The organism is Streptomyces sp. NPDC099050, assembly GCF_044759865.1.
GTDB lineage: Bacteria > Actinomycetota > Actinomycetes > Streptomycetales > Streptomycetaceae > Streptomyces.
On record NZ_JBIWAE010000029.1, the window covers coordinates 40777 to 64937 of the forward strand.

Here is a 24161-nt window from a genome sequence, read left to right on the forward strand (position 1 = left end):
CTGACCTTCCGATCAGCAGGGCGTCGAGGGCCTACGGGGGCCATCGGGAGCGGTACGCCGCGCCCGGTGGCCCCTTGCCGTCTACTTGGTCCGCAGGACGCAGTCCCCGCAGAGTCCGCCGCCGGGCACCTTGTAGTACAGGCAGCAGCTGCGGCGGGCGAAGGCCACCCCGAGGCCGGGTTCGTGGAGGTAGGTGCCGGTCCCCTCGAGCGGGCCGCCGTCGGCGAGGAGCCCGGCGGCCAGCAGCGCGGCCGACTCCCCCGGCACCCGGTCCGTGAGCACCCGGACGGCGCCGACCAGCCCGGAGGCGGCGTTCCCGCGCAGCACCCGCGGCGAGACGCCGAACCGCTCGCGCAGCGCCGTGTCGAGCACCGCGAGGTTGCCGAGCACGGAGTCCGCGAGGGCCCGCTCCGGGGTTTCCCCGGGGAGTTCGGCGGGCTCGGGCAGCCACAGCTCGAGCGATCCCGCTCCGGGCAGCCGCCACCACAAGCCGCCGGGGCGCAGGTCCGGCACCCGCCCGGACAGGACGGCGCAGCCGAGCGCGAGCGACCAGAGCCGCGACACGATCCCGAACTGCGCGGTCGAAGCCGCCACCCGGCCGGGCCCGGTCCCGATCCGCCGCCCGACTTCGCCGACGTAGGCCCCGAGCCGCTCCCCGTACAGCTCGTCGAGCGGCCCGAAGCCGGGGCCGGGCGGCTCCTTCCCGTACGCCACGGTGAAGAAGGGCCCGACGGAGCCCAACTGCCGCAGTACGCCGTCCATCCCGGGGTCCGTGTCCATCTGCCGATGATCTCACCGCACCGAACCTCGCCGGACCTCGCCGGAGCGGCCTCCTCGGCGGAGGCCCGGGAGGCCCCGGCCGCCACGCCGTCGGAGGCGATGCAGAGGGCGCCGACCGGCCCGGGCGGTCATCCGCCCGTCCGGGGCCGGTCGGGGGCCACAGGCCGGCGCGCCGGTCAGATGCCCGCGAGGAACTCCAGCAGCGCCCGGTTGAAGGCCTCCGGCTGCTCCACGCCCGGCAGGTGCCCGGCCCGCTCCACCACGGCGAGCACCGAGTGCGGAACGAGCGCGTGCAGGGACTCGGCCTCGGCGACCGGGGTGTAGACGTCGTCCCGGCCGACCACGATCAGGCAGGGCACCTCGGCCGGCAGCGCCGCGAGCACCGGAGCGTAGTCGGGCCGCTCGGCCCGCCCGCGCAGGGCGGCGGCGGCACCCTCGGGGTCGGTGGCGTACATCATCGCGGTGACCTCGGCCGCGGCCTCCGGCATCCCGGTCACGTTGTACGGCGCCAGCATCTTGTCGATGACTTCGTCGGCATAGGGCTTCATTCCCTCCGCGAGGAGCCGCTCGGCAAGGTTCCGGCGGAGGATTTTGCCGTCTTCCGTTTCCGGCGGAGCGGAGGTGTCGGAGAGGACGAGGGCCCGCACGCGGGCCGGGTGGCCGAGCCGCATCTCCATGGCGATCTGCCCGCCCATGGACACACCGACGACGACCGCTTGTTCGACGTCCAGACGGTCGAGGAGAGCGACCAGATCATCGGCGAAGTCAGCGAGCAGGGTTTTACCCGGCAGCACCGGACTTTGCCCGTATCCCCGCAGGTCAGGGGTAATCACGCGGTAACCGGCCGTGGTCAGTGCGGCCGTCTGGGGGGACCACATCGAGTGGCGATGCGGATGTCCGTGGATCAGGATTACGGGGGCTCCGTCGCGGGGACCCAAGTCCTCGAAAAAGAGTGTCACGCCATTGCCAATTTGGGGGTTCATGGAAGGACCCTAAGGGGCTACATTGAGCCACTCGCGTTCACCTGACAGCCCGTTGCCTTTCACCCGTGTTTTGCACTGGGGGCGACGTCAGGGACGCAGACTGTGCAACCACCCCACCGCCCAGAAGGACCGAAGGCTCCGTGCCCGTACCCGTACTCCTCGCCGGCCGCTCCGTGCGGCTTGAGCCCCTCGCCCCCCACCACACCGAGGCCTTGGCCCTGGCCGGGGCCGAGGATCGTACGACTTACGCCTTCACTCCCGTGCCCCACGGGTTGCAGGCGTCACACGAGTACATCGACCGTGCCCTCGCCGATCAGGCGGCGGGTCGATCGCTCCCGTTCGCGGTGGTCAGAGCCACCGACGGTCGGGTGGTCGGTTCGACCCGGTTCCTGGAACTCGATTACTGGCAGGGGCCGCTGGTGTGGCCCGCCGTGCCGGGGATCCCGTTCGGCGATCCGGCCACGGCGATCCCCGATGCCGCCGAGATCGGCAATACCTGGCTGTCTCCGGCGGCCCAGGGCACCGGCATCAACACCGAGGCGAAGCTGCTCATGCTCCGCCATGCCTTCGAGACCTGGGGGGTCCGGCGGATCTCGCTGCGCGCGGACGCCCGCAACGGGCGCTCGCGCGCCGCGATGGAGCGGCTCGGGTTCACCAGCGAGGGGGTCCGCCGGGCGCATTCGCGGGGCCTGGACGGCGCCGTGCGCAGTACGGCCTTCTACTCGATCCTCGACGAGGAGTGGCCGACCGTGCGGTCGGTCATCGAGCTGCGGATGTCGGCCGCGGCGCAGCGCAAGCGGCGCCGCAAGACGCTCATCCCGGCGTAACGGTCCTTCTCCGAGGTCGGCGACGCCCCCGCGCCTGCCTCAGCCCCTGCCCCGCCCCCTCTTCCCGGTGTCAGCCGAGGAAGGCGGGGGCGAGGGCCGAGGTCATCAGCCGGGCCGGGGCCCCGCCGCCGTCGGCGGGCAGGGAGTACAGGTCGGCGCCGAAGTCTCCGGGCAGCGAGTAGACGACGGTCTTGTCGCCGGTCCACACCACTTGGTCGTCGACGCTGCGCTCCTCGGCGAGGGGCGCCTCGGCCATCGTGGCGAGGTCCAGGACGTACAGCCGCCAGGGGGCGTCCGGCGACAGGCCCGGTACCCGCTTCTTGAACACGAGCCGGGTCCCGTCGGGCGACAGGGACGGGCATTCCAGGTTCTCGCGCAGCGTGGTCACCGTGCGCGCAGCGAGGTCGCCGCGGACCAGGTGGGTCCGGCCGCCGGTGGCGAGCGTCGCGTAGAAGGTCCGCTCGTCGGCGGCGAAGGTGACCCCCCAGAAGTTGGCGTCCGCGTTGCGGTACGTCTTGCCGTCCTTGTGGATGGTGAAGTCCTCCAGCGAGGCGTCGTACCTACCGCTGCGCAGGTCGAGCAGGGAGGTCCGGGTCGAGAAGTTCGTACCGGCGTACGAGTCCCCGCCCACGAACACCGTCCAGGCGACCAGGTGGCCGCCGGGCGAGACCCGGGCCCGGGTCGGGATGCCGGCCAGCGGACGGGAGGCGACCTCCTTGAGCCGGGCGTCGAGGACCACCGCCTGGTAGCCGTCCTGCACCCCGCCCTTGTGGGACCGGAGGCAGATCCCGGTGCCCGCGGCCGCGTGGAAGCGCAGGCAGCTCACCCCGGAGGCGGTACGCGGACCTTCGGGCGCGGCGGCCGCCGCGGTGGCGAGCTCGTCGCGGTGCGGCCCCCAGGCCATGTTCCGGAAGACGATCCGCCGGCCCTCGGCGCCTGGGGCCAGGGACACCTCGCCGCGGGTGATCGCCGGCCCGCCCGCCTGGATCCGGTCCTTCTCCCCGGCCCGCGAGGAGGCCCGTACGACGGCGAGCGCACCGATGGCGGCGAGCAGGACGACGGCGGAGACGAGGATCAGGATCCGGCGCTGGAGGGGCATGGGTGGGGGCCCTTTCGGAGACGGGGCGCTGCGCGGAGGTACCGTACCGAGCGGCCTGTGCACAGGCCAGGGTCAGTCGGCGAACAGACCGGATTCGCCGCGGCCCGTCGCGCGCCGGGCAACGTGCTCCCTTCCGGAACACCAAGAGACGTAAAAATCGGGAACCCGTGAGCACGTACGCTCATCTTTCGATCGAAAGCAGTCCGAACTCCGCCCCCACGGGGCAGCACCAGCCGGAGAGCACCCGCACATGTCGCACTCACCCGACGGACAGCACCAGCCGTACCGCTCGGAAGGGCCCCACCAGCAGCAGTACCGCCCTCCGCAGCCCGAGGAGCCGCGCCGGCCGTCCCGTGTCCGGCGTTGGGTGATCGCGGGTGCCTCCGTCCTCGCGCTGGCGGCCGTCGCCTCGCTCGTGATGAGCCACTACGAGATACCGCCCTTCACCGACAAGGGCGACTCCGTCTCCTTCGGCCAGCTGCCGCCGTCCGGCTCCGCCGGGGGCGACACCGGTGGAGCGGCGCTCCCCACGCCGCCGCCGCACTCGAAGATGTCGATGCCCACCGGCCCGGCGGCCGACTTCAAGAACGCGATGACCCTGCCCGACGGCACGCACGTCGCCGTCACCACGATCACCGGCAAGAAGTCCGGGTTCAAGGGCAAGGTCTGGGTGTGGGCGCCCAAGGAGTACGGCGACCCGAAGTTCGCCAAGAGCGGCTTCCCGGTCATGATCGCGCTGCCCGGCGGCGCCGGTTATCCGAACAACTACTGGATGGGCACCGACCTGGGCCTCCAGAGCAGCATCAGCAAGTGGTACGCCGCGGGGAAGAGCAAGCCCTTCCTCCTGGCCATGCCGGTGCTGAACCCGGGCCCGGACGACAAGGGCATCTACTGGGACGCCTCCGACATCCCGGGGCAGCCCAAGATGGACACCTGGCTCACCGAGGACGTGCCCGACCTGATGCGGCAGAACTTCCGCACGGTCAAGTCCCGTGACGGCTGGGCCTACATGGGCTCCTCCACCGGCGGCTTCGCCAGCCTCAAGGCCGTGCTGAAGTACCCGGAGAAGTTCAAGGCCGCGATCTGCTCCGGCCCGGACATCCTCCCCGACTCCCCCTTGTGGAAGGGCCACGACAAGGAGAAGGCGGAGAACAACCCTGAGCTGCTCGCCAAGGCGCTGATCGGCAAGAAGGGCAGCCCGGACGTCTACCTGGCCTTCCAGGTCGGCACCGACGAGAACAACAAGAACACCCTGCCGAACGTGCAGAAGTTCATCGCCACCTACGGCAAGGGGCCGATCCACACCGACCTGAGGATCATCCAGGGCGGCCGGCACAACGCCAAGACCTACGTGCCCAACATGGGCGAGGGGCCGATCCAGTTCATCAGCGAGGTCATGGAAGGCCCCGTCGAATAGTCGCCCCGCCGACCTGTACGGGCTCCTCGCGCCCCGGCCCGCCGAACATCTTCGGCGGGCCGTCGCCGTTCCAGGGCGACCAGCCGGGATCCCCGGCGACGGCGAAGCGCACCCAGGCCGCGTGCATCTCCCCGGCCAGCTCCCGCGGGGCGTCCGGCCCGGCCAGCCAGGAGGCCTCGGGCACATCCAGGGTGTCGAAGACGAAGCCCAGTTCCAGGGCGTGGCAGGACCCGAGGCCGGGGACGCCGGACGGCCAGGCGAACTCGTACACGAAGCTAGGCGCGCTCCTCCCGGCCGCGCCCGCCAGCGCGCGCAGCGGATCGCGCAGCAGCCGGTCGGTGAGCAGGTGGCCGAGGAGGTCGGCCGGTCCCGCGCCGGGCCGCTCGGCGCGCAGGGCCCGTACGGCGGCCCGGTCCTTGCCGGAGCGGATCCGGCCCAGCGCCACGGACAGCGGTCCCAGCCGGTCCAGCAGCCGCATCGTGCCGGTCGGGGCCAGCCAGAGCCGGTGCTCCTCGGCGGTCCAGCCCAGCAGCAGCGGTACGTCGCCCCGCGCGGCCGCCGCTCCGCGCGGATCGGGCGGCAGCGTCCCGGGGTCCGCGACCAGGCCGAAGGCGGGGCCGCCGAGCAGGATCGAGGAGCGGCGCAGTACGGCCGCCTGGGCGGCGAGCAGATCGGGCAGGGCGGCCTTGGTGAAGGCCTCGGCCGTGGCGGGGACCTTGAGCTGCGCGGCCATTCGCCGGACCACGGCGCGCACCCGGTCCCGCGGCAGCACCTCGGGGGCGCCGCTCTGCAGGACGGCCTGCCGGAAGAGACCCGCGGCTCGGGGTGCGGCGAGCAGGGCGCCGATGCTGATGGCTCCGGCGGACTCGCCGAAGACGGTGACCCGGCCGGGGTCGCCTCCGAAGGCCGCGATGTTGTCCCGCACCCAGGCCAGGGCGGCGATCTGGTCGAGCAGCCCGCGGTTGGCGGGGGCGTCGGGGAAGAGGCCGTAGCCGAGGACGCCCAGGCGGTAGTTGACGGAGACGAGCACCACCCCGTCCCGGGCGAAGGCGGAGCCCTCGTAGACGGGGACGGCCGAGGAGCCGCGGGTGAGGGCGCCGCCGTGGATCCACACCATGACCGGAAGCGGGGTCGACGGCATCTCCTTCCCCTTCCCGAGGGGGGCCTGGGTCCACACGTTGAGGTTCAGGCAGTCGTCCCCGGGTACCTCGGGGTCCGGGAGCAGCGCGGCGAACGGCTCGGGGTAGGGCACCTTGGGCGCGGTGGGGCCGTACGCACCCGCGTCGCGCACCCCGTCCCAGGCCTCGGGCGGCTCGGGCGCGGCGAACCGGCGGGCTCCGACGGGCGGGGCGGCGTAGGGGATGCCCCGGAAGACGGCGATGCCGCCCGGCCCGGTCCTGCCCTCGACCACGCCGTGGGCGGTCCGGACCCGGGGACGGGAGCCGGAACGGTCCCGCTCCGGGGTCCCGCTCGCCGCTGCTGCCATCACGTCCTCCTCCTGTCGGGGCGCCCGGGGCCGCTGAATCCGGTGATCCGCACAGCGCCGGTGGCACCGTCGCACAGGCATGCGCGGGGTGACAAGGCGTGACCCCGCCCGGGGCGCGCCGGGTTGGGCGGGGCATGCGATCCCTGTCTCTCCCCCACACCCTTCGGAGCCTCGTGCGCACCGGACCGGTCCCCGTCCTGCTCCTCGCGGCCGCGGCCGCGGCGGCCGGAGCGGCGGCCGGCGGCACCGCGTACGCGGCCGACGGCCCGACGGCCGCCCTCGGGACCCCGACGGCCGTCGGGCCCGCCTTCCAGTACCTCGGCACGGACGACCGCCCGCACGGCATCGACTCCCCGAAGGGCTGCGTGGAGGCCCTGGGCGGCGGCGGGCGGGCGGTGACGAACAAGACCGGGAAGTCGGTGGCCCTGTACCGGGAGCCGGGCTGCGTGGGCACCCCGGTGGAGGTGCTGGCACCGGGTGCGGTCAAGCCGGTGCCCCGGTACTTCTCCTCCGCCCGCTTCTCGGCCGGCTCGTAGTCCGCAACCGGCGGGTGATCCGGGATCGCCGGGCCGCCGGAGATCACCGGCGGCCCAGCGACCGTGACCCTTGGGCGCTCTCCGCGTTGTATGCCATGTCAAACGCCGCAGCTTCGGTTTTCTGCGGCACCCCATTCCTTTCTAGGAGATCTTGATGTCGCGTATCGCGAAGGCATTCGTCATCACCGCTGCCGCCGGTAGCGCCCTGGCCGCCGGTGCGGGTCTGGCGGCTGCCGATGCCGGAGCGCACGGTGCGGCGGTCGGCTCGCCCGGTGTCCTCTCGGGCAACCTGCTCCAGGTTCCGGTGCACGTCCCGGTCAACGTCTGCGGCAACACCGTCAACGTGATCGGCCTGCTGAACCCGGCGTTCGGCAACACCTGCATCAACGCGTCGGGCCACGACGGTGGCCACCACACCGAGGGCAACTACGGCGGCTGATCGCCCAGTGACCCGAAGGGCCCCCGCCTGACGGCGGGGGCCCTTCCCCGTGTTCCCGGCCGGGACCCGCGCCGCCGGGGCCACTCGTAGCGGGCTCACTCGTACTCGTAGCGGGCCCACTCGTAGCGGAGTCACTCGTAGCGGACTCACTCGTAGCGGACTCACTCGTAGCGGTAGATCCCCTGGTGGCCGAGCATCTCGCGCGGGGTGACGTCCCACGGCGGCATCGGCTCGTCGAGGGCGATGACCCGGCCGCGCTGGAGGTCACCCAGGGGGAGCGGGGCGGCGGGCAGGTAGCCGGAGGCCGGGTGCCGCTGCTGCCAGCGGTCCCAGAGCAGGTCCACGAAGGCGTGGTGCAGCCAGAACGCCGGGTCGTTGGGGGCCGTGCCGCCGGTCATGTGGCCGCCGATCCACTGGTGCACCTTGTTGTGGTTGCGCCACCTCTCGCTCTTCGGGGCGGCCCAGCCCTCCAGTTTGTTGCGGAAGCCGCCGCGCCCGGCCGTCGAGTCCCAGGGCGAGCTGTCGTACAGCGGGTCGTCGATCGCCCACCGCAGTTCGGCCGGGGTCGGCAGGCTGATCGGGTTCTGCGGCCGGCCCAGGTTGCGGGTGAGGAAGGCGGCCTCGGTGATGCCGACCGTGACCGTCCAGTTGCCCTTCCCGTAGGCGAACGGGCCGGTCATCACCTGGCGGTCGCTCGCGCGGCCGGTGCCGCCGAGGAAGTCCTCCGCCCACAGGGAGGAGGCCGGGCTGTTGTCGGTGGTCCAGTCCCAGTAGGGGACGGTGACGCCCGGGTCGACGCTCTGGAGCTGCCGTTCGAACTCCAGCAGGTAGCGCCGGTGCCAGGGGAAGAAGGACGGCGACATGTGCCCGACGCGCAGTTTGCGGTCCCGGTCGGGGACGAAGTACTTGTCGTGGGTGCGGACGAACGCGTCGTAGGTGCCGTTGCGCTTGAGCTCGATCACGGCCGCCGTGAAGCGCTTCTTCTGCGCGCTGGTCAGGTTCTTCTGGTTCTGCCGGATGTACACGCCCTGCTACTCCTGTCGCCCGTGGTGCGCGGCGGCGAACGCCAGCTGGGTGGTCCCCAGTTCGTCGACGGCCGCGCGGGCGAGCTCCAGCGGGGTCGCGTAGGACTGGAAGTGGTTGATCCCGCTCAGGTACGTCCCGTCGGAGCGGCGCATGACGTGCAGGGCGCGGCCGTCGATGCGGACGGAGGTCCCCGCCGGGTCGACGGCGATGTGCCGGCCGCGGTACGTCTCCTCGCCCGCCGGGACCAGCGGGGCCGGTGTGAGCGTCTGCCGGGGTCGGCGGGCGCGCAGTACGGGGGCCAGCGCGGCGGCCGTGCCGGCGAACACGGCCGCGGTGAAGGCCGTACGGAGGACCGTGCGGCGGGTGAGTGGTGCGGCGGGTGCTGCGTACATACGGTCTCCCTCGCTCGGTGGCCGGTGGCTACGGGTCTAACGCGGCGCGGCGGGCGAGGTCACCGGGGAGACCGGCGCCGCTTCGTGTGGTTGTAGGAGGAGAAGGGTGCCGTCGGCGGCGAAGATCACCCGGTGAGCCCAGCCGGACGCGCGGATCCGGCGGCCCTGTGTGTCCCATGGGACACAAGCGCGTCTTCGCCTGCGTCGTCCCCGGGAGTGCCATGAGCGTGCCGTCCGATCTCCCCGGCGTTGTGCCCGCACGGGGCGGACGGGGGGATCCCGTGCCGGGAGGATCGTCCTCAGCTCGCTCTCGGCGGTGCTGATCACGCTCACCTGCGTCCTCGTGCCGGTCTCCCTGATCACCGTCTGGGTGCACGACATCGTGCTGGACACCGGCCGCTACGTGTCCACGGTCTCTCCGCTCGCCTCCGATCCGGCGATCGAGGCGGCGGCCGTCCACCGCATCACCGAAGCCGCCGACGTCCGGGTCGACGGCTCCCAGGTCACGTCGGACCTGGCGAAGTGGCTGGAGGCCCAGGGGCTGCCGCCCCGCGTGGGGACGGCGGTCAAGGCGCTGGGGCCGCAGCTGGACTCGGCCGCGGACGCGGCCGTCTCGAAGGTGGCGACCCGGTTCGTCGAGAGCGACCGGTTCGAGACCGTGTGGACCACCGCCAACCGTGCCGCCCACGGCGCGGTGGTGCACGCGCTGACGGGTGAGGGCCGCGGTGCCGTGGGAGTGGAGGGGGGCACCGTCACCCTCGATGTCGGCGCCGCCGTGGAGACCGTCAAACAGGACCTCGTGGAGGCCGGCCTGTCCCCGGCCGAGAAGATCCCCGACGTCGACAGGCAGATGGTGCTCTTCCAGTCCGAGAAGCTGGGGAAGATCCGGGGTGCGGTCCACCTGCTCGACGTCGTCGGCAACTGGCTGCCCGTGCTCACGGTGGTCCTCGGCGCCGTCGGAGTACTGCTCGCCCGGCGGCGCCGGCGTGCCCTGGTGACCACGGCGCTCTGCGCGGCCGCCGCCTGTCTCGTCTTCGCCATCGGCCTCGTCGTCGCCCGCCACTACTACCTCGACCACCTTCCGGCGCAGGTCCAGTCACCGGCGGCGGCAGCGGCGGTCTTCGACACCCTGGTGCGGTTCCTCAGGGTCAGCATCCGGACCGCGCTGGTCCTCGGCGTCGTCGTGGCCCTCGGCGCCTACCTCTCCGGCGCCGGCCGGCTGCCGCGCGGCCTGCGCGGCGGCGCCGAGCGCGCGGCCGACTCCGCCGCCGGGTGGGGCGCCGCCCACGGGGTGCGGACCGGGCGCGCCGGCACCTGGGTGCAGGCGCACCGGAGCCCGCTCACCATCGGCGTACTGCTCGTGTGCGCGCTCGTGTTCGCGCTGTGGAACCACCCGACGGTGCTCACCGTCCTGCTGCTGGTCCTCGTCCTGCTGGCCGTGCTCGCCGTCGTCTCCCTGCTCGCGGCCGGTGGCCGCCGCGCCGACCGCGCCGGGAGTGGGGGCCCCGCCGGACAGCGGTAGCCGCGCGGGGTCACGGCGTCGCGGGGGCCTCGGGCGTGCGGAGCCAGGCCGCCGGCCGCGGTTCGTGGGCCACCACGTACCCGACGGCGATGGCGAGGGTGATCACGATGAAGAACGCGATGAGCCAGGACAGCAGGACGAAGACCGAGCCGAGGCTGCCGAACTGCTCCAGGCTGCGATCCATGGCATGGGGCATGTAGACCCTCGACGCCACGGTCAGGAGCTGCTCCCCGAACCCGGCCAGCAGCGCACCGGGCAGCAGCGGCAGCCACGGGATCCGGGAGCCGAGCAGCAGGTGCTGCGTCCACCACCACAGCAGGGTGCCGCTGACCGGGGCGAGGGTGAAACCGGTGGTCCGGCCGGTGCCGAACGCCGTCTGCACCAGCCCCTGGAACAGCAGGGCGACCAGCCAGACGACGAGCCAGGCCAGCCATCGCCAGGCGGCGACCCGGGCCTTGGCCTTGGGCAGGTACCAGGAGCGCTCGCACGTCTTCTGCAGGGCCCGGCTGCACGCGGTCGCCGACAGCAGCGTCACCACGATTCCCACCCCGCCGGTGCTCGCGACGGCCGTGGCATCGGCCGCGGCGTACACCGACTGCACCTGGTCCAGCGTGGCGTCCGAGAGCCCCAGTGTCGTACGGATGGACGTGACCAGCTGTTGCTGGAGCCAGTCGGGTGCGAGGGCCGCGATGACGAAGATGGCGGGCACCGCGCCGAGGAAGGCCTGGGCCGCCAGCCTGGTCGCACAGTCCAGCACCCTGACCGCCGCGAGCTGCGCCAGGAGCCGGCCCAGCAGCGGGGTGTGCTTGCGCATCCAGCGGGGGACGACGCGCAGCTGAGGGATCGTCGCCCGTCCGGACACGGTGAGACTCCTCGGGACGCGGTTCCCGGCGGCTGTGACCGCCCTTCCGAGAACAATGCCGGAAGACCCCGTTTCCGGCATTTCGCCACTCTGGCGGTGCGGTGTCAGCCCGTGGCGCGCTGGAGTCGGGGCAGGTGCAGATCGCGGAAGACCGCGGTCATGCGCAGGGCGAAGACGAGGCCGGCCGACACCACGATGTCGGCGGTGTCCGGGACGCCGGCCCAGTGCAGCCCGAGGTAGGAGAGGGCCCCGGCGAGCGCGGCCGTCGCGTACACCTCTTCGCGCAGGAGCAGCGGCGGGAACTCCCCGCAGAGCACGTCGCGGACGACCTCGCCGGTGACGCCCGTCAGGACGGCCAGGATGAGCACGGCGACGGGGGTGACGTGGGCGTCGATGGCGGCGCGGGCGCCGATCACGGTGACCACGGCGAGGCCGACGGCGTCGACGACCATGAGCGCGCGGCGGCGAAGGCGGCGATGCCGAGGAGGTAGAGGGCGTGCAGCACGGCGCCTCCTTCGAGGGGCGGGTACGGGGGGACCCGTAGAGGCTGCCCGATCCGGTCGCGGGCCCGCATCGGCCGTTCGGCCGGAACCCGGCACGTCGGCCGGGTGTCCGCGAGCGCCGCCCCGTCAGGCGCCGCCGCCGAGCCGGTCGCGCTGGATCCGGTGTGCGAGGGTGCGCCGGACGGAGGCCGGGGCGTCCGTGGTGGCGCCCGAGGGGACGTCGAGGCCGCGGCTGATCGCGTCGTACGCCTCCCGGTAGCCGCCGGGCAGGTCCTCGCGGTGCAGCCGCAGGTCCTCTTCGACGAGGCGGCGCAGCTCGTCCACGTCCCGGGGCGTGAAGCGCTTCTTCCCCCGGGCGACGGCATCGACGTGGCGGACACAGCGCGCAGTGTCCGGGTGCGCCTCGGCGATCTCCTCGGCCAGGCCCCACAGGCGCCCTTCGAGCCACGGCGCGTCGCCCTGGTCGAGGGAGAGTCCGATCGGCGGGAGGGGCTCCTCCGCCTTGTACTTCGCCACCTGCTTGGACACGGCGGGCTGGCTCATGCCGGTGAGCCGGGCGATCTTGTCCTGCGTCCAGCCGAGGCCCGTGAACACCTTGATCATCTCGGTGCGCAGCTTGCGCATCTCCTCGCCCGCGCGGATGACCTCGTTCATCTCCGCGAGCATCCGCCCGGCCTGCTCCTCGGTCAGCGCCCCGGCGATCCGGCGCGCGCCCTCTTCACCTGTCATAGCTCGGTTATACACCGGAACCGCGCTCCGGAGGGACCGCCATAACCAGGTTGTACAACCTGGTTGTCAATGGCAGGCTGAACCCATGCCCACCTTCTGCGCACCCGATGGAACCCGGCTCGCCTACCGCACGGCCGGAGACGGAGACCCGCTCGTCTGCATCCCCGGAGGACCTGCGGACTCCCGCTACCTCGGGGACCTCGGCGGCCTGTCCCGCCACCGCCGGCTGATCCTCCTCGACCTGCCCGGCACCGGCGGATCGGCGGTTCCCGAGGACCCCGCCTCCTACCGCTGCGACCGGCTCGTCGAGGACGTGGAGGCGCTGCGCGAGCACCTCGGGCTCGCCGGGATGGACCTGCTCGGCCACTCCGCCGGGGCGAACGTCGCCCTGGGGTACGCGGCCCGGTACCCCCGCACCATCGGCAAGCTCGCCCTGATCGGCCCGAGCACCCGGGCCGTCGGGATCGAGATCACCGGCGCGACGCGGCTCGAACTGGCGCGGCTCCGCACGGACGAGCCGTGGTTCCCGGCGGCGTTCGCCGCCCTGGAGGCCGTCTCCGCGGGCACCGGCAGCGACTGGGACGCCGTCGCCCCCTTCTTCTGCGGCCGCTGGGACGACGCGGCACGCGAGCACCACGCCGGCGGCCTGCCGGCCAACCGGGAGGCCGTCGCCCACTTCGGCGCCGACGGCGCCTTCGCCCCGGAGGCCACCCGGGCGGCGCTCGCCTCCTTCGAGGCGCCCGTGCTGCTGCTCACCGGGGAGTTCGACCTGAACAGTCCCCCTCGGTCCACGGCCGAGCTGGCGGGGCTGTTCCCCGGCGCCACGCTCTCGGTGCAGGCCGGAGCGGGCCACTACCCCTGGGTCGACGACGCCGGACGGTTCGCGGCGGCCGTCACGGCGTTCCTGGGGTGACGACCCGCAGGCCGTCGCCTTCGGGTCGTGCCGGTCGGGCCCGATCCGAGAGCGACGGCCTCGCCGCCTACGGCGCCGGGAGCTCCGCGAAGTCCGCGACCAGGCCCCGGTGGTGGCCGGCCGTACCCAGGGCGAGGGAGTCGGCCTTGGCGCGCTTGAGGTACAGGTGCGCCGGGTGTTCCCAGGTCATGCCGATGCCGCCGTGCAGTTGCACGCACTCCTCGGCGGCCCGGACGGCGACGCCCGAGCAGTAGGCCTGGGCCACCGCCACGGTGAGCGGCGCGTCGGCGGCGCCGGTCGCCAGGGCGTCGGCCGCGGCACGGGCCGCCGCGCGGGCGGAGGCCACGTCCAGCCACAGCCGGGCGAGGCGGTGCTTGAGGGCCTGGAAGGAGCCGAGGGGCCGGTTGAACTGGTGGCGGGTGCGCAGGTACGCCACCGTCTCCGTCAGGCACCACTCGGCGATCCCGAGCTGTTCCGAAGCGAGCAGCCCGGCCCCCGAGAGCAGTGCTCCGGCGATGGCCGCGCGGGCGGTGGCCGGATCGGCGAGCAGGGTTCCGGCGGCCCCGTCGAGGTGGACGGTGGCCAGCGGTCGGGTCAGGTCCAGCGCCACGAGCGGGGTCCGCGAGACCCCGGCCGCGTCGGCCGGGACGGCGTACAGCCCGGTGTCGGCGAGGACCAGCAGCACGTCCGCGCAGACGGCGTCGGCGACGGAGCCGACGCTCCCGCCGAGCGAGCCCCCGCCGGAGTCCCGGACCGGCGCCGGCAGCGGCGCGCCCGGGGCCAGGGTCAGGGGCAGTGCGGGCACGCAGACGCGGCGGCCCGTCGCGAGCTCCCGCAGGAGATCGGCGGACTCCGCGCTCTCGCAGCCGAGCAGGATCTCCGTCGCCAGGACGGCGCTCGTCAGGTACGGGACGGGCGCCGCGGCCCGGCCGAGCTCCTCCAGGACCACGGCGGCCTCCCGGTGGCCCGCCCCCTGGCCGCCCAGCTTCTCCGGGACGAGGAGTCCCGCCGTGCCGATGTCGGCGGCGAGCACCCGCCACAGTTCGGGGTCGTGGGGGCCGTCCGACTCGATCCGGGCGAGGACGGCCGCGGGGGCGCAGCGGGCGGCGAGCAGGGACCGTACCGCCGTGCGGAGTTCCTCCTCGGTCTCGGAGTACAGCAGGTCCAGCGGGGCTGCGGCGGGAGAGCTCATCGGGCCAGGTCCTTCCACGCGAGGTCCTTGTCGTCGCGCGGCTCGGCGGGCAGGCCGAGGACGCGTTCGGCGACGATGTTGAGGAGGATTTCGCTGGTGCCGCCCTCGATGCTGTTGCCCTTGGCGCGCAGGTAGCGGTACCCGGCGTCGCGGCCGGTGAAGTCGACGATCTCGGGGCGGCGCAGGGTCCAGTCCTCGTACAGCAGGCCCTCCTCGCCGAGGAGTTCCACCTCCAGGCCGCTGATCTCCTGGTTGAGGCGGGCGAAGGTCAGTTTCATGCCCGAGCCCTCGGGGCCGGGCTGGCCCTGGGCGAGCTGCTGGCGCAGCCGTTCGCCGGTCAGCCGGGCGACCTCGGCCTCGACCCACAGCTCCATGAGCCGCCCGTGCAGGTCGTGCGTCCGCAGCTCCGGCCGCTCGCGCCAGGCGGCGGCGACCGGGGCGATCATGCCGCCCTCGCGCGGGATCCGCATGCCGCCGATGGAGACGCGTTCGTTCATCAGGGTGGTGCGGGCCACGGCCCAGCCCTGGCCGACCTCACCGAGGCGGTGGGCGTCGGGGATGCGGACGCCGGTGAGGAAGACCTCGTTGAACTCGGCCTCGCCGGTGATCTGGCGCAGCGGACGCACCTCCACTCCGGGGGCGGTCATATCGCACAGGAAGTAGGTGATGCCCTGATGCTTGGGCAGTGCCGGGTCGGTGCGGGCGATGAGGATGGCACAGCGGGCGGTGTGGGCGCTGGAGGTCCACACCTTCTGGCCGTCCACCACCCAGTCCCCGCCGTCCTCGCCCTCGGCCTCGCCCTCACCCTCGGCCCCGCCTTCGCGCACCGCGCGGGTGCCGAGGGCGGCCAGGTCGGATCCGGCGCCGGGCTCGCTGAAGAGCTGGCACCACACCTCCTCGCCGAGCCACAGGGGGCGCAGGAAGCGCCGCTTCTGCTCCTCGGTGCCGTACGCGAGGATCGTGGGCGCGGCCATGCCGAGGCCGATGCCGATCCGGCGCGGGTCGTTGTCGGGGGCTCCGGCCGCTTCCAGCTCGGCGTCCACGACGGCCTGCAGGGAGCGGGGCGCGCCGAGGCCGCCAAGGCCTTCGGGGTAGTGCACCCAGGCGAGTCCGGCGTCGAAGCGGGCCCGCAGGAACGCCTCGGGCGCGGTGGTGGCGGGCGGGTGGGCGGCGAGCAGTTCCCGTACGCGGGCGCGCAGGTGGTCGGGGTCGAGCGCGGCGGCCGTCATCGGGACCCGCCTGCGGGCGAGCCGGGCGGGGTGGCGTCCAGGGCCGGTACGACGACCAGCCGGCCGGTGGTGGTCCCGTCGGCGAGGCGCTGCACGGCGTCCGCGGCTCCGGCGAGCGGTACCCGCTCGCTGACCAGCGGTTTGATGGAGCCGTCGGCGGCGAGCCGGGTGAGTTCGGCGTGGCAGGCGGCGATCGCGGCCGGGTCCTTGGTTGCGTACAGGCCCCAGTGGAGGCCGAGGATCGCATAGTTCTTGACGAGGGCGTGGTTCAGCGCGGGGGCGGGGATGGTGCCGCTCGCGAAGCCGACGACGATGATCCGGCCCTCGAAGGCCACGCACTTGGCCGAGGCCGTGTAGGCCTCGCCGCCGACCGGGTCGTAGACCACGTCGGCCCCGCGTCCGCCGGTGAACTCTTTGACCCGGGTCACCAGTTCCTCGCTGGTGCGGTCGATGACGAGGTCGCAGCCGAGTTCCTCGGCGGCGCGCACCTTGGCCTTGCCTCCGACGACCCCGATGACGGTGGCTCCGGCGGCCTTGCCGAGCTGGACGGCGGCGCTGCCGACCCCGCCGGCGGCGGCGTGCACGAGGAGGGTCTCCCCGGCCCGGAGCCGGGCCCGGCGGTGCAGGCCGAACCAGCCCGTCTGGTAGCCGATGTGCAGGGCGGCCGCCTCGGCGTCGTCGAGGGTGTCCGGGGCGGGGAGCAGGGCGCGCGCGGGGGCGGTGACGTACTCGGCGAAACCGCCGTGCGGCAGGCTCGGGTTGGCGATGACGCGGCGGCCGTCCTCGGTCTCGCCGCAGATCTCGACGCCGGGGGTGAAGGGCAGCGGCGGGCGGATCTGGTACTGGCCGCGCACGAGCAGCGCGTCGGGGAAGTTGACGTTGGCGGCGAGCACCTTGAGCCTCACCTCGCCCTCGCCGGGCACCGGTTCGGGAACCTCTTCGAGGCGCATGGCCTCGCGGGGTTCGCCGGGGGTGTGTACTCGCCATGCCTGCATCCGGGGCCTCCAGCCGCCGACGGGAACCACGCCTCGCGGGCATACTAAGCGGTTGCTTGCGCCCGTGGGAACCAGTGGGAGTCCATGGGAACGGGGCGGTCCGCAACGACACGCGGCGATCCGGTCGCAGCTCGCCTCCTTTCGGGCAACATATGACACGGACACGTCACGATCGGGCGTGACTGAAGGGCACGGGGACCCCGCCGTCGGGGCGGGGCGCTTCACACATCCTGGGGGAAGCACCACATGAGCAGAAGCATGTCCGCGGCCGGAGCCGCCGTCGTCCTGGCGGGCCTCATCACCGCGGCCGCTCCGGCCTCGGCCACCGCGGCCCCGGCCGCGCACGCGGCAGCCGCCCTGACGGGCACCCCGACGGCAGCCTCCGCCGCCCCCGCGTGCGTGCCGGACGTCGTCAGGCTGCCGGCCCTGCCGTCCGGCCCCTGGACCTCAGGGGTCGTGAACGGCCTCGGTGCGGACGGCCTCGCCGTCGGCGAGAGCCGCGGCCTCCCGGCGTACTGGACCGCGGACCACGCGGTCCACGCCGTCCCGCTGCCGGCCGGGTTCCAGAACGGCCGGGTCGCGGCCGTCAACGCCAAGGGCCTGATGGTCGGCACCGTGGAGCGCTCCACGGACCGCGCCCGCGCCGCCTTCAGCTACCGCCCGGGGGACACGGCGGTGCGGTTGCTGACCGGAGCGGCCACCGGCACCGACGCGGCGGACGTCAACGACGCCGGCCGGGTCGTCGGCATGGACGCCGGCACCCCGAAGGAGTGGGCGAACGGCACCGTGGTCCGCGAACTGCCGGTACCCGAGGACGCGCACCCCAGCACCCGGATCGTGGCGGTGGACGGCATCAACAAGCGCGGGGACGTGCTCGGAACCGCCCACACGGAGTACGAGGACCTGGAGAACGACCGGATCGTCAGCAAGACCTTCCCGGTGGTCTGGCCGGCCGGTGGCGGCTACCCGCCCTACAGCCTGCCCGTCTGGAACGAGACGGACTGGACGACGGGCACCCAGGCGAGCGGCATCGACGACAAGGGCCGCGTCGTCGGATTCGAGGCCGAGAGCTACCGGGACCTGCGGCGCCGGACCCCGGCCGTCTGGAAGAAGCCGTACGACGCGCCGCCCGCCGCCCCCGGACTGGTCACCGGCTACGAGACGCTGACCTTCGAAGCCATCAGCCCGACCACGAACGTGACGGTCGGCGCCGCCGCCACCTTCGTCGAGGGCTACGCCCGCTACGTGCAGGCGGCCTACTGGCCGGGCACGGGCGCCCCGCTCGTCCTCCCGAACCCGGCGGGCGCGGGCGCCGACGTCAACACCGAGGCACGTGCCGTCTCGGACGACGACCGGGTGGGCGGCTCCTTCCGCGATCTGACCGTCTTGGCGGACAACCCGATCATCTGGACCTGCGCGAGCAAGCAGGCGTACGCCCCCAAGAAGTAGCGGGAGGCAACTGCCCCCGGCACGGCCATGGCGGTCTCGGCGCCCGCACGCTATCGATGGGCGCATGGAGACCCCCACGCGCGGCCTGCCCGCACCGCCCCCGCTCGGTTCCGCCGCCCTGCCGCCCGGCACGTTCACCGGCCGGTCGGTGCTCGTGACCGGCGGCGGGACCGGGCTGGGCAAGGCCATCGCCACCGAGTTCGCGCGCCTCGGGGCGGACCTGGTGATCGCCGGCCGCCGGATCGAGCAGCTGAAGTCGGCTCAGGTCGAACTGGCGGCCGTCCCCGGCGCGGGCCGGGTGACGGCCGCCGTCTGCGACATCCGCGACCCCGAGCGGGTCGCCGAGGTCTTCGACGCGGCCGGGGCGGCCTTCGGCGGGGTCCCGGACGTCCTGGTCAACAACGCCGCCGCCAACTTCCCCTCCCCCGCCGAGGACTTGTCCCCCAACGCCTGGCGGGCGGTGGTCGACATCACCCTGACCGGCACCTGGTTCGTGACCCGGGAGTTCGGCCGCCGCCACCTCGCCGCGGGCAGCGCCGGGTCCATCGTCAACATCGGCGCCTCGTACGCCTGGACCGGCGGTCCGGGCTACGCGCACAGCGCCGCCGCCAAGGCGGGGGTGAAGAACCTCGTCGAGACCCTCGCCGTCGAGTGGGGCCCGTACGGCATCCAGATCAACGGCCTGGTCCCGGGACTGTTCCCGCACGCGGACATGACCGAGGACATCCGGGGCGGCCTGGAACGGGCCGCCCCGGACGACAAGGACGCCAGGCAGCCCGCCCTGCGGGTCGGCGCACCGCGCGAACTGGGCTGGGCGGCCACCTTCCTGGCCTCGCCCTACGCCCGCTTCATCACCGGACACACCCTGGTGGTGGACGGGGCGAACTGGCAGCGGCGCTCGCTCGTGAACCCGGAAGTGGTGTCGGTGCGGGACCAGTTGGGGAGGGGGCCGTTCGTCCCGTGACCCAGTGGGGCGGGGCAGGGGTGCGCGCGGCTTTCCGGCCCTTCCGGCCCTTCCGGCCCGTTCGGCCCTTCCGGCTCGTCCGCCCGGTTCCGCCCGTTCGGCCCGTTACGTCATTTCGGCGCGATCCGCCATGGTGCGATCGTGTGGCACATTGACGCCGTCCACAACCCCTGTCCCCTCCTGGGAGGTCTTGCGGTGAGCACGGTGAGCACGGGCCGCCCGTCGTTGACGGCACGGCGCAGGGAGGCCACGTGGTACGAGATCGCGGAGGCGGCCGCCGACCTGTTCTCCGAGCGCGGGTTCGAGGCCACCACGGTCGACGACATCGCGCGGGCGGCCGGCATCTCGCTGCGCACCTTCTACCGGTACTGCCCGACGAAGGAGGACGCGCTGACCCCGGTCCTGACCGCCGGCGTCTCCACCCTGGTCGAGGAACTCGCCCTGCGCCCCGCGTCGGAGCCCCTCACCGAAGCGGTCCAGGCCGCCTTCACCACCGCCACCGCGGGCACCCGCTACGAGGGGCCGGGCCAGACGGCCCGCCTGATCCAGGTGATGGGCGGCGTCCCGGAGATCCGCATGCGCTGGCTCGCGGCCGCGCGGGCGATGCAGGACCGTCTGGTGCCGGTCCTGGCGGTCCGCACGGGGCGCCCCGCATCCGCCTTGGAGACCCGCGTCCTGGCGGCCGTCCTCATCGACGCCGTCACCGTCGCCCTCGAACACTGGGCCGCCGAAGGCGGCCGCGAACCCCTCCCGGCCGTCTCGGCGCGCGCTCTGGCCCTGCTGCGCCTGGAGGAGTAGCGGGAACCGGTCGCCGTCGGCGGCACCCTGACTGTCAGTGGTCCGGGGCATCATGGGCGGCATGTCCTTCGCTGACCTGACCCTTGACCGGTGGCGCTCGTTCGACCTGGCGGACGCCCTGCGCTTCGCCCGGGAAGCCGCCGGTTCGGTGGGCGGCCGGGTGAGCCTGGTCGACACCACCGAACACCTCGGCGGCCCGCTCCACCGCGTACGTGTAGAACGGGACGGGCAGGAGTTCGCCCTGATACCCGGGGGCACGCTCCGCCTCGGGTTCGACCTGGACACCTGGGAGCCGACGCCGGAACAGACTGCCGACTTCGAGGAGAGCCTCGCCGAGGAGTACGCCTACGGTCCTGATCTCAAGGCGCACCTCGCCGAGTTGCTGAGCCCGCCCCGCACCGTCACCCTGGCGACGGTGTTCACGGCCGTGGCGAACGAGCCGCTCACCGAGCCCCCCGCCGCCATGCCCGCGGTGCTCGCGGGGCGCGGACTGCGGATGCCCGGCGCCGACGAGTGGGAGCACGCCTGCGGGGCCGGGGCGCGCACCCTCTTCCGGTGGGGCGACACCTGCCCGATCGCGGAACCCTCCTACGGCGCGGGCACGTTCGCTCCGCGGTGCGAGCCCAACGCCTTCGGGCTGCGCATCGCCTACGACTCGTACACCGCCGAGATCGGCGGCGATCCGGGCGCCGTGCACGGCGGGGACGGCGGGGAGTCGGTGTGCGGTGGGTACGGGGACCTGTGGGCCTGGCTGACGCTGGCCACGGCGAACCGCAACCCGGCGATGGCCGAGTTGGTGTACGGACCGGAGGACGGGTCCCCCTGGGAGGCGTTCTCCGTCCGGCCGGTGCTCAGCCTCCGGTGAAGTGCGGGGGCCGGCGCTGCGCCTTGGCGGTGTAGCCCTCGCGGCAGTCCTCCGAGGTGAGGGTGAGGGCCGCCGTCATGGCGACACGGTCCAGGGCCGCGGGCAGGGCGGCGTCCGCGTAGGAGTCGATGGCGCGCTTGATGCCCTGGACGGCGAGGGGGGCGTTGGCCGCGATCTCCGCCGCGAGCGCGCGGGCCTCCTTGTCCAACTCACCTACAGGAAAAACCTGTTGGACCAGGCCCAGCCGTTCCGCCGTTCCGGCGTCGATGCGGCGGCCGGTCAGCGCCAGGAACTTGGCCCAGCCGGCCCCCGCCTCGCGGGCGATGCGCAGGTCCCCGCCCGCGTCCACCGCGACGCCCAACTGGGCCTCCGGCAGGGCGAAGACGGCGTCCCGAGCCGCCACCCGGATGTCCGCCATCAGGGCCAGCTCGAAGCCGAAGCCCAGGCAGTAGCCCTGCACCGCGGCCACGACCGGCTGGGGCAGCCGGGCCAGAACGGCGAAGCGTTCGTGGACCCAGCGGATGCCCTCGTAGTAGTTGCGGTTGCGCTCGGCCGCCGAGGCCCCGCTGATCGCGCCCCCCGGGGCCGTGACGTCGATGCCCGCGCAGAACGCCCGCCCCTCGGCCCGCAGCAGGACCACCCGTACGTCGGGGTCGAACCGGATCCGGTCCGCCAGCAGGCCGAGCTGGCGCGTGGACTCCCAGCTCCAGCCGTTGAGCTTGTCCGGCCGGCAGAGGGTGAGTTCCGCGATCCCGTCCGCGACGTCCAGACGGATCCGTTCCTCACCCTCCGCGATCTCCGTGCTCAGGGTGTCGATCACGCGGACACCTTAAGCGTGTCCGCCTAGCGCGGGAAGACTTCGAACGCCACCGCCGGACGGCCTCCGAACCGGGCGGCCGCCTGCTGGGCGTTGCCCGTCAGGAAGGTGCGTACGTACGTCTCCGGGTCCTCAGTCGTCAGCGCCGCGATGTACGCCTTGTGCTCCATCAGGGACTTCACCGACCGCTCCAGACCGGGGCCGGCGTCAGCCGCGTGCGTGGGCGTCGTGGTGCCCGAGACCGCCACCCAGCGCACCCCGTTCCACGGCTCCAGGCCCTGTTCCGTGAGGAGTTCGGGGAAGATCCAGCGGTTGCCGGCGTCGCCCGCCGCGTCCAGGGTGGCCCGGCCGACCGCCTTGTGGTCGGGGGTGTTCCAGTAGCCGCCGCCCTCGGCCCCGCCCCAGGTGTCGCGGTGGTTCATCGTGATCACCAGCTCGGGGCGGTGGCGCCGGATGGCGGCGGCGATGTCCCGGCGCAGGCCCAGGCCGTACTCCAGGACTCCGTCGCGGTGGTCGAGGAACTCCACCGTGGGGACGCCGACGACGGCCGCGCTCGCGCGCTGCTCCGCTTCGCGCAGCGGGGCGCACGCGGCGGGGTCGATGGTGTCGATGCCGGCCTCGCCGCGCGTGGCGAGCAGGTAGACGACCTCGCGGCCGCCGTCCGTCCAGTCCGCGATGGCCGCGGCGCAGCCGTACTCCAGGTCATCCGGGTGCGCCACGACGGCCAGCGCGCGCTGCCAGTCGGTGGGCATGGGCGCCAAGGGCGCGGGACCGTCCAGTCGTTGGTTCATAGGTCGCACCCTAGGCGAATGGACCGTCAGCAGCTGGTCGTGGCCCTGCTCGACGCCACCGGGGCGCTCTTCGAGCCCGCGCTCACCGCCTTCCCGGGGTCGGACGCCGCCGCCTGGGAGCGGGCCGCCCTGCCGGCCACCGCGCACCTGACCCGGGCCTTCGTGGAGCCGCCGGGTCCTTGAGGCGAACCGGTCAGGCCTCGTCGCGTACGAGGGCCAGCAGCCGGTCCAGCACGCGCGGGCCGCCGGCGCGGACCCCGTCGTGCTCGAACTCGTCCGTGACCCAGGTCTTCAGACCGCGGATCGCCCGGGCGGTGGCCAGCGAGTGCGCGGTGTCGACGTACATGTCGTCGTGGTAGACGGCCGCGGCCACCGGCACCTCGTTGACGGCCAGCCGCGCCCGGTCGTACAGCGGGGTCCAGCCGGTGCGGGCCGTCAGCAGTTCGGCGGTCTCGCGCAGCGGGGCGAGCGCCGGGTCGCAGTCGAAGTGCCAGGGGTGGATGGTCTCGCCGGTGAAGTACAGCGGCTCCGCGCCCGCCAGGGTCTTCGCGGCGTCGAACCGCGGGTGGCCGGAGCGGACCCGCTCGGCGGCCCAGCCGATGGGCGCGCCCGGGTCCTGGGCGTAGATCGCCTCGTGGAGCAGGGCGTAGAGGGGGTGCCCGGCGAAGGAGAGATTGCCGTGGACGGCCTCCAGGAACGCGTCGGAGAGGGCGGGCCCGTCCGGGGTGGGGACGAAGGCGTCCTCCAGCAGGTAGTGCAGCTGGTGACTGCCGTCGGAGCGGCCGAGGAGCAGACCGAGGGACTGGAAGGCCTCGGCCGTCAGCAGGTACCCGCCGGGGAGCCGGGCCGGACGATCGACGAGGTGGGCGGCGATGCGGCGGGCCCGCTCGACGTCCATGGGGTAGCGGGCGTAGTGCGCCCGGTTCTTGCGCTCGATCCGGGGGTACGCGGCTTCGTACACCTCGGCGGCGGTGGCGTCGAGGGAGGGCAGCCCGCCGGTGATGAGGGCGGCGGCCAGCCCCTCGGGGGCGGCGCCCAGGTAGTGGGTGACGCAGAAGCCGCCGAAGCTCTGGCCGAGGACCGTCCAGGGCGCTCCGCCGGTGAGCAGCGGCCTGATGGTCTCGGCGTCGCGCACGATCGAGTCGGCACGGAAGTGGGCGAGGTACTCGGCCTGCTGCGCGGGGCCGCCGCCCAGCGGCAGGGTCTGCCGGTTGACCGGGGTGGAGCGGCCGGTTCCGCGCTGGTCGAGCAGCAGCACCCGGTACTCGGCGAGGGCCCGCTCCAGCCAGGCCTGCCGGCCGACGAACCGGCGGGCACCAAAGCCGGGTCCGCCCTCCAGGTAGAGCAGCCAGGGCAGGGACTCCGGGTCCTTGCCGGTGGCGACCAGTTCGCGGGCGTACAGCTCGATCCGCTCGCCGTCGGGGCGGGCGTGGTCGAGCGGGACGGCGAAGTGGTGGTCGGTGAGGACGACACCGGGCTGGCGGTAGCTGCCGGCGGCGGCGATCTCGTGGGGCACGGGGGGCACGGAGGTCACGGGAGGTCCCTGG

At 73.6% G+C, this 24161-nt stretch carries 26 protein-coding genes; 11 read left to right on the plus strand and 15 right to left on the minus strand.

What is annotated here, in order from left to right; all coding sequences use genetic code 11:
• Positions 1 to 81: 81 nt before the first annotated feature.
• Together ACIQV3_RS34720 and ACIQV3_RS34725 are read right to left on the minus strand one after the other, a co-directional pair.
• Entirely contained in the window at positions 82 to 780 is a 699-nt protein-coding gene (locus tag ACIQV3_RS34720) for a (2Fe-2S)-binding protein (protein ID WP_403719622.1), read from the minus strand.
• 176 nt (positions 781 to 956) lie between these two features.
• Positions 957 to 1763: an alpha/beta fold hydrolase gene (locus ACIQV3_RS34725; protein ID WP_403719623.1), complete on the minus strand. Its 807-nt coding sequence runs from the start codon at positions 1761 to 1763 to the stop codon at positions 957 to 959.
• A gap of 140 nt (positions 1764 to 1903) precedes the next feature.
• Between ACIQV3_RS34725 and ACIQV3_RS34730 the strand changes: the two genes are divergently transcribed.
• Positions 1904 to 2590, plus strand: coding sequence for a GNAT family N-acetyltransferase (locus ACIQV3_RS34730; protein ID WP_403719625.1), 687 nt, complete (start codon positions 1904 to 1906; stop codon positions 2588 to 2590).
• A 70-nt stretch (positions 2591 to 2660) separates the two neighbouring features.
• Here the strand turns inward: ACIQV3_RS34730 and ACIQV3_RS34735 are convergent, their stop codons facing one another.
• Positions 2661 to 3689 carry a TolB family protein gene (locus ACIQV3_RS34735; RefSeq protein WP_403719627.1) on the minus strand — a complete coding sequence of 343 codons (1029 nt, stop codon included), beginning with the start codon at positions 3687 to 3689 and terminating at the stop codon, positions 2661 to 2663.
• Positions 3690 to 3939: 250 nt separating this feature from the next.
• On the opposite strand from ACIQV3_RS34735, the gene ACIQV3_RS34740 reads away from it, so the two are divergent.
• A complete protein-coding gene (locus ACIQV3_RS34740; RefSeq protein ID WP_403719629.1) occupies positions 3940 to 5106 on the plus strand; it encodes an alpha/beta hydrolase in 1167 nt (388 codons plus the stop codon).
• Here ACIQV3_RS34740 and ACIQV3_RS34745 read toward each other — a convergent pair.
• Entirely contained in the window at positions 5084 to 6592 is a 1509-nt protein-coding gene (locus ACIQV3_RS34745) for a carboxylesterase/lipase family protein (RefSeq protein WP_403719630.1), read from the minus strand. The two genes, ACIQV3_RS34740 and ACIQV3_RS34745, sit on opposite strands and share 23 nt — an antisense overlap.
• A gap of 173 nt (positions 6593 to 6765) precedes the next feature.
• On the opposite strand from ACIQV3_RS34745, the gene ACIQV3_RS34750 reads away from it, so the two are divergent.
• Together ACIQV3_RS34750 and ACIQV3_RS34755 are read left to right on the plus strand one after the other, a co-directional pair.
• Entirely contained in the window at positions 6766 to 7128 is a 363-nt protein-coding gene (locus ACIQV3_RS34750) for a hypothetical protein (protein WP_403719632.1), read from the plus strand.
• A gap of 154 nt (positions 7129 to 7282) precedes the next feature.
• Positions 7283 to 7567 (plus strand): chaplin, encoded by a 285-nt coding sequence (locus ACIQV3_RS34755; protein ID WP_250738105.1) that lies wholly within the window; start codon positions 7283 to 7285, stop codon positions 7565 to 7567.
• 161 nt (positions 7568 to 7728) lie between these two features.
• On the opposite strand, the gene ACIQV3_RS34760 is transcribed toward ACIQV3_RS34755, so the two are convergent.
• Positions 7729 to 8592 (minus strand): tyrosinase family protein, encoded by an 864-nt coding sequence (locus tag ACIQV3_RS34760; protein WP_403719634.1) that lies wholly within the window; start codon positions 8590 to 8592, stop codon positions 7729 to 7731.
• Positions 8593 to 8598: 6 nt separating this feature from the next.
• Complete coding sequence (locus ACIQV3_RS34765) at positions 8599 to 8985, minus strand: tyrosinase family oxidase copper chaperone (protein ID WP_403719635.1); 387 nt, start codon at positions 8983 to 8985, stop codon at positions 8599 to 8601.
• Positions 8986 to 9301: 316 nt separating this feature from the next.
• Here ACIQV3_RS34765 and ACIQV3_RS34770 point away from each other — a divergent pair, with 316 nt between their 5' ends.
• The gene (locus tag ACIQV3_RS34770) at positions 9302 to 10507 is read left to right on the plus strand and encodes a hypothetical protein (RefSeq protein WP_403719636.1); all 1206 of its coding nucleotides are present in this window, start codon (positions 9302 to 9304) and stop codon (positions 10505 to 10507) included.
• A 10-nt stretch (positions 10508 to 10517) separates the two neighbouring features.
• On the opposite strand, the gene ACIQV3_RS34775 is transcribed toward ACIQV3_RS34770, so the two are convergent.
• The 3 genes from ACIQV3_RS34775 to ACIQV3_RS34785 form a co-directional block, all read right to left on the minus strand.
• Complete coding sequence (locus tag ACIQV3_RS34775; RefSeq protein ID WP_403719638.1) at positions 10518 to 11369, minus strand: YhjD/YihY/BrkB family envelope integrity protein; 852 nt, start codon at positions 11367 to 11369, stop codon at positions 10518 to 10520.
• Positions 11370 to 11473: 104 nt separating this feature from the next.
• Entirely contained in the window at positions 11474 to 11821 is a 348-nt protein-coding gene (locus tag ACIQV3_RS34780; RefSeq protein ID WP_403719640.1) for a TRIC cation channel family protein, read from the minus strand.
• Positions 11822 to 11998: 177 nt separating this feature from the next.
• The gene (locus ACIQV3_RS34785) at positions 11999 to 12601 is read right to left on the minus strand and encodes a sigma-70 family RNA polymerase sigma factor (RefSeq protein ID WP_403719642.1); all 603 of its coding nucleotides are present in this window, start codon (positions 12599 to 12601) and stop codon (positions 11999 to 12001) included.
• 85 nt (positions 12602 to 12686) lie between these two features.
• Between ACIQV3_RS34785 and ACIQV3_RS34790 the strand changes: the two genes are divergently transcribed.
• Complete coding sequence (locus ACIQV3_RS34790) at positions 12687 to 13514, plus strand: alpha/beta fold hydrolase (protein ID WP_403719644.1); 828 nt, start codon at positions 12687 to 12689, stop codon at positions 13512 to 13514.
• 67 nt (positions 13515 to 13581) lie between these two features.
• Here ACIQV3_RS34790 and ACIQV3_RS34795 read toward each other — a convergent pair whose 3' ends face one another.
• From ACIQV3_RS34795 to ACIQV3_RS34805, 3 genes are read right to left on the minus strand one after another with little or no spacing between them, the layout of a single operon-like run.
• On the minus strand, positions 13582 to 14706 hold the full coding sequence (locus ACIQV3_RS34795; RefSeq protein ID WP_403719646.1) for an acyl-CoA dehydrogenase family protein: 1125 nt from the start codon (positions 14704 to 14706) through the stop codon (positions 13582 to 13584).
• Complete coding sequence (locus tag ACIQV3_RS34800) at positions 14703 to 15935, minus strand: acyl-CoA dehydrogenase family protein (protein WP_403719648.1); 1233 nt, start codon at positions 15933 to 15935, stop codon at positions 14703 to 14705. Before ACIQV3_RS34800 ends, ACIQV3_RS34795 begins: the two co-directional genes overlap by 4 nt.
• A complete protein-coding gene (locus ACIQV3_RS34805; protein WP_403719650.1) occupies positions 15932 to 16930 on the minus strand; it encodes an NADPH:quinone oxidoreductase family protein in 999 nt (332 codons plus the stop codon). Before ACIQV3_RS34805 ends, ACIQV3_RS34800 begins: the two co-directional genes overlap by 4 nt.
• A gap of 246 nt (positions 16931 to 17176) precedes the next feature.
• Between ACIQV3_RS34805 and ACIQV3_RS34810 the strand changes: the two genes are divergently transcribed.
• The 4 genes from ACIQV3_RS34810 (at position 17177) to ACIQV3_RS34825 (ending at position 21006) form a co-directional block, all read left to right on the plus strand.
• Entirely contained in the window at positions 17177 to 18379 is a 1203-nt protein-coding gene (locus ACIQV3_RS34810; RefSeq protein WP_403719652.1) for a hypothetical protein, read from the plus strand.
• Positions 18380 to 18443: 64 nt separating this feature from the next.
• The gene (locus ACIQV3_RS34815; RefSeq protein WP_403719654.1) at positions 18444 to 19343 is read left to right on the plus strand and encodes an SDR family oxidoreductase; all 900 of its coding nucleotides are present in this window, start codon (positions 18444 to 18446) and stop codon (positions 19341 to 19343) included.
• Positions 19344 to 19538: 195 nt separating this feature from the next.
• The gene (locus tag ACIQV3_RS34820) at positions 19539 to 20141 is read left to right on the plus strand and encodes a TetR family transcriptional regulator (protein WP_403719656.1); all 603 of its coding nucleotides are present in this window, start codon (positions 19539 to 19541) and stop codon (positions 20139 to 20141) included.
• A gap of 61 nt (positions 20142 to 20202) precedes the next feature.
• Positions 20203 to 21006: a hypothetical protein gene (locus ACIQV3_RS34825; RefSeq protein ID WP_403719660.1), complete on the plus strand. Its 804-nt coding sequence runs from the start codon at positions 20203 to 20205 to the stop codon at positions 21004 to 21006.
• On the opposite strand, the gene ACIQV3_RS34830 is transcribed toward ACIQV3_RS34825, so the two are convergent.
• Complete coding sequence (locus ACIQV3_RS34830) at positions 20993 to 21826, minus strand: enoyl-CoA hydratase/isomerase family protein (protein ID WP_403719662.1); 834 nt, start codon at positions 21824 to 21826, stop codon at positions 20993 to 20995. The genes ACIQV3_RS34825 and ACIQV3_RS34830 overlap by 14 nt on opposite strands.
• A gap of 23 nt (positions 21827 to 21849) precedes the next feature.
• The gene (locus tag ACIQV3_RS34835; RefSeq protein WP_403719664.1) at positions 21850 to 22614 is read right to left on the minus strand and encodes a PIG-L deacetylase family protein; all 765 of its coding nucleotides are present in this window, start codon (positions 22612 to 22614) and stop codon (positions 21850 to 21852) included.
• An 18-nt stretch (positions 22615 to 22632) separates the two neighbouring features.
• Between ACIQV3_RS34835 and ACIQV3_RS34840 the strand changes: the two genes are divergently transcribed.
• Positions 22633 to 22797 (plus strand): hypothetical protein, encoded by a 165-nt coding sequence (locus ACIQV3_RS34840; RefSeq protein WP_403719666.1) that lies wholly within the window; start codon positions 22633 to 22635, stop codon positions 22795 to 22797.
• Between the two features lie 10 nt (positions 22798 to 22807).
• Here the strand turns inward: ACIQV3_RS34840 and ACIQV3_RS34845 are convergent, their stop codons facing one another.
• A complete protein-coding gene (locus tag ACIQV3_RS34845; RefSeq protein ID WP_403719668.1) occupies positions 22808 to 24148 on the minus strand; it encodes an alpha/beta fold hydrolase in 1341 nt (446 codons plus the stop codon).
• Between the last annotated feature and the right edge of the window lie 13 nt (positions 24149 to 24161).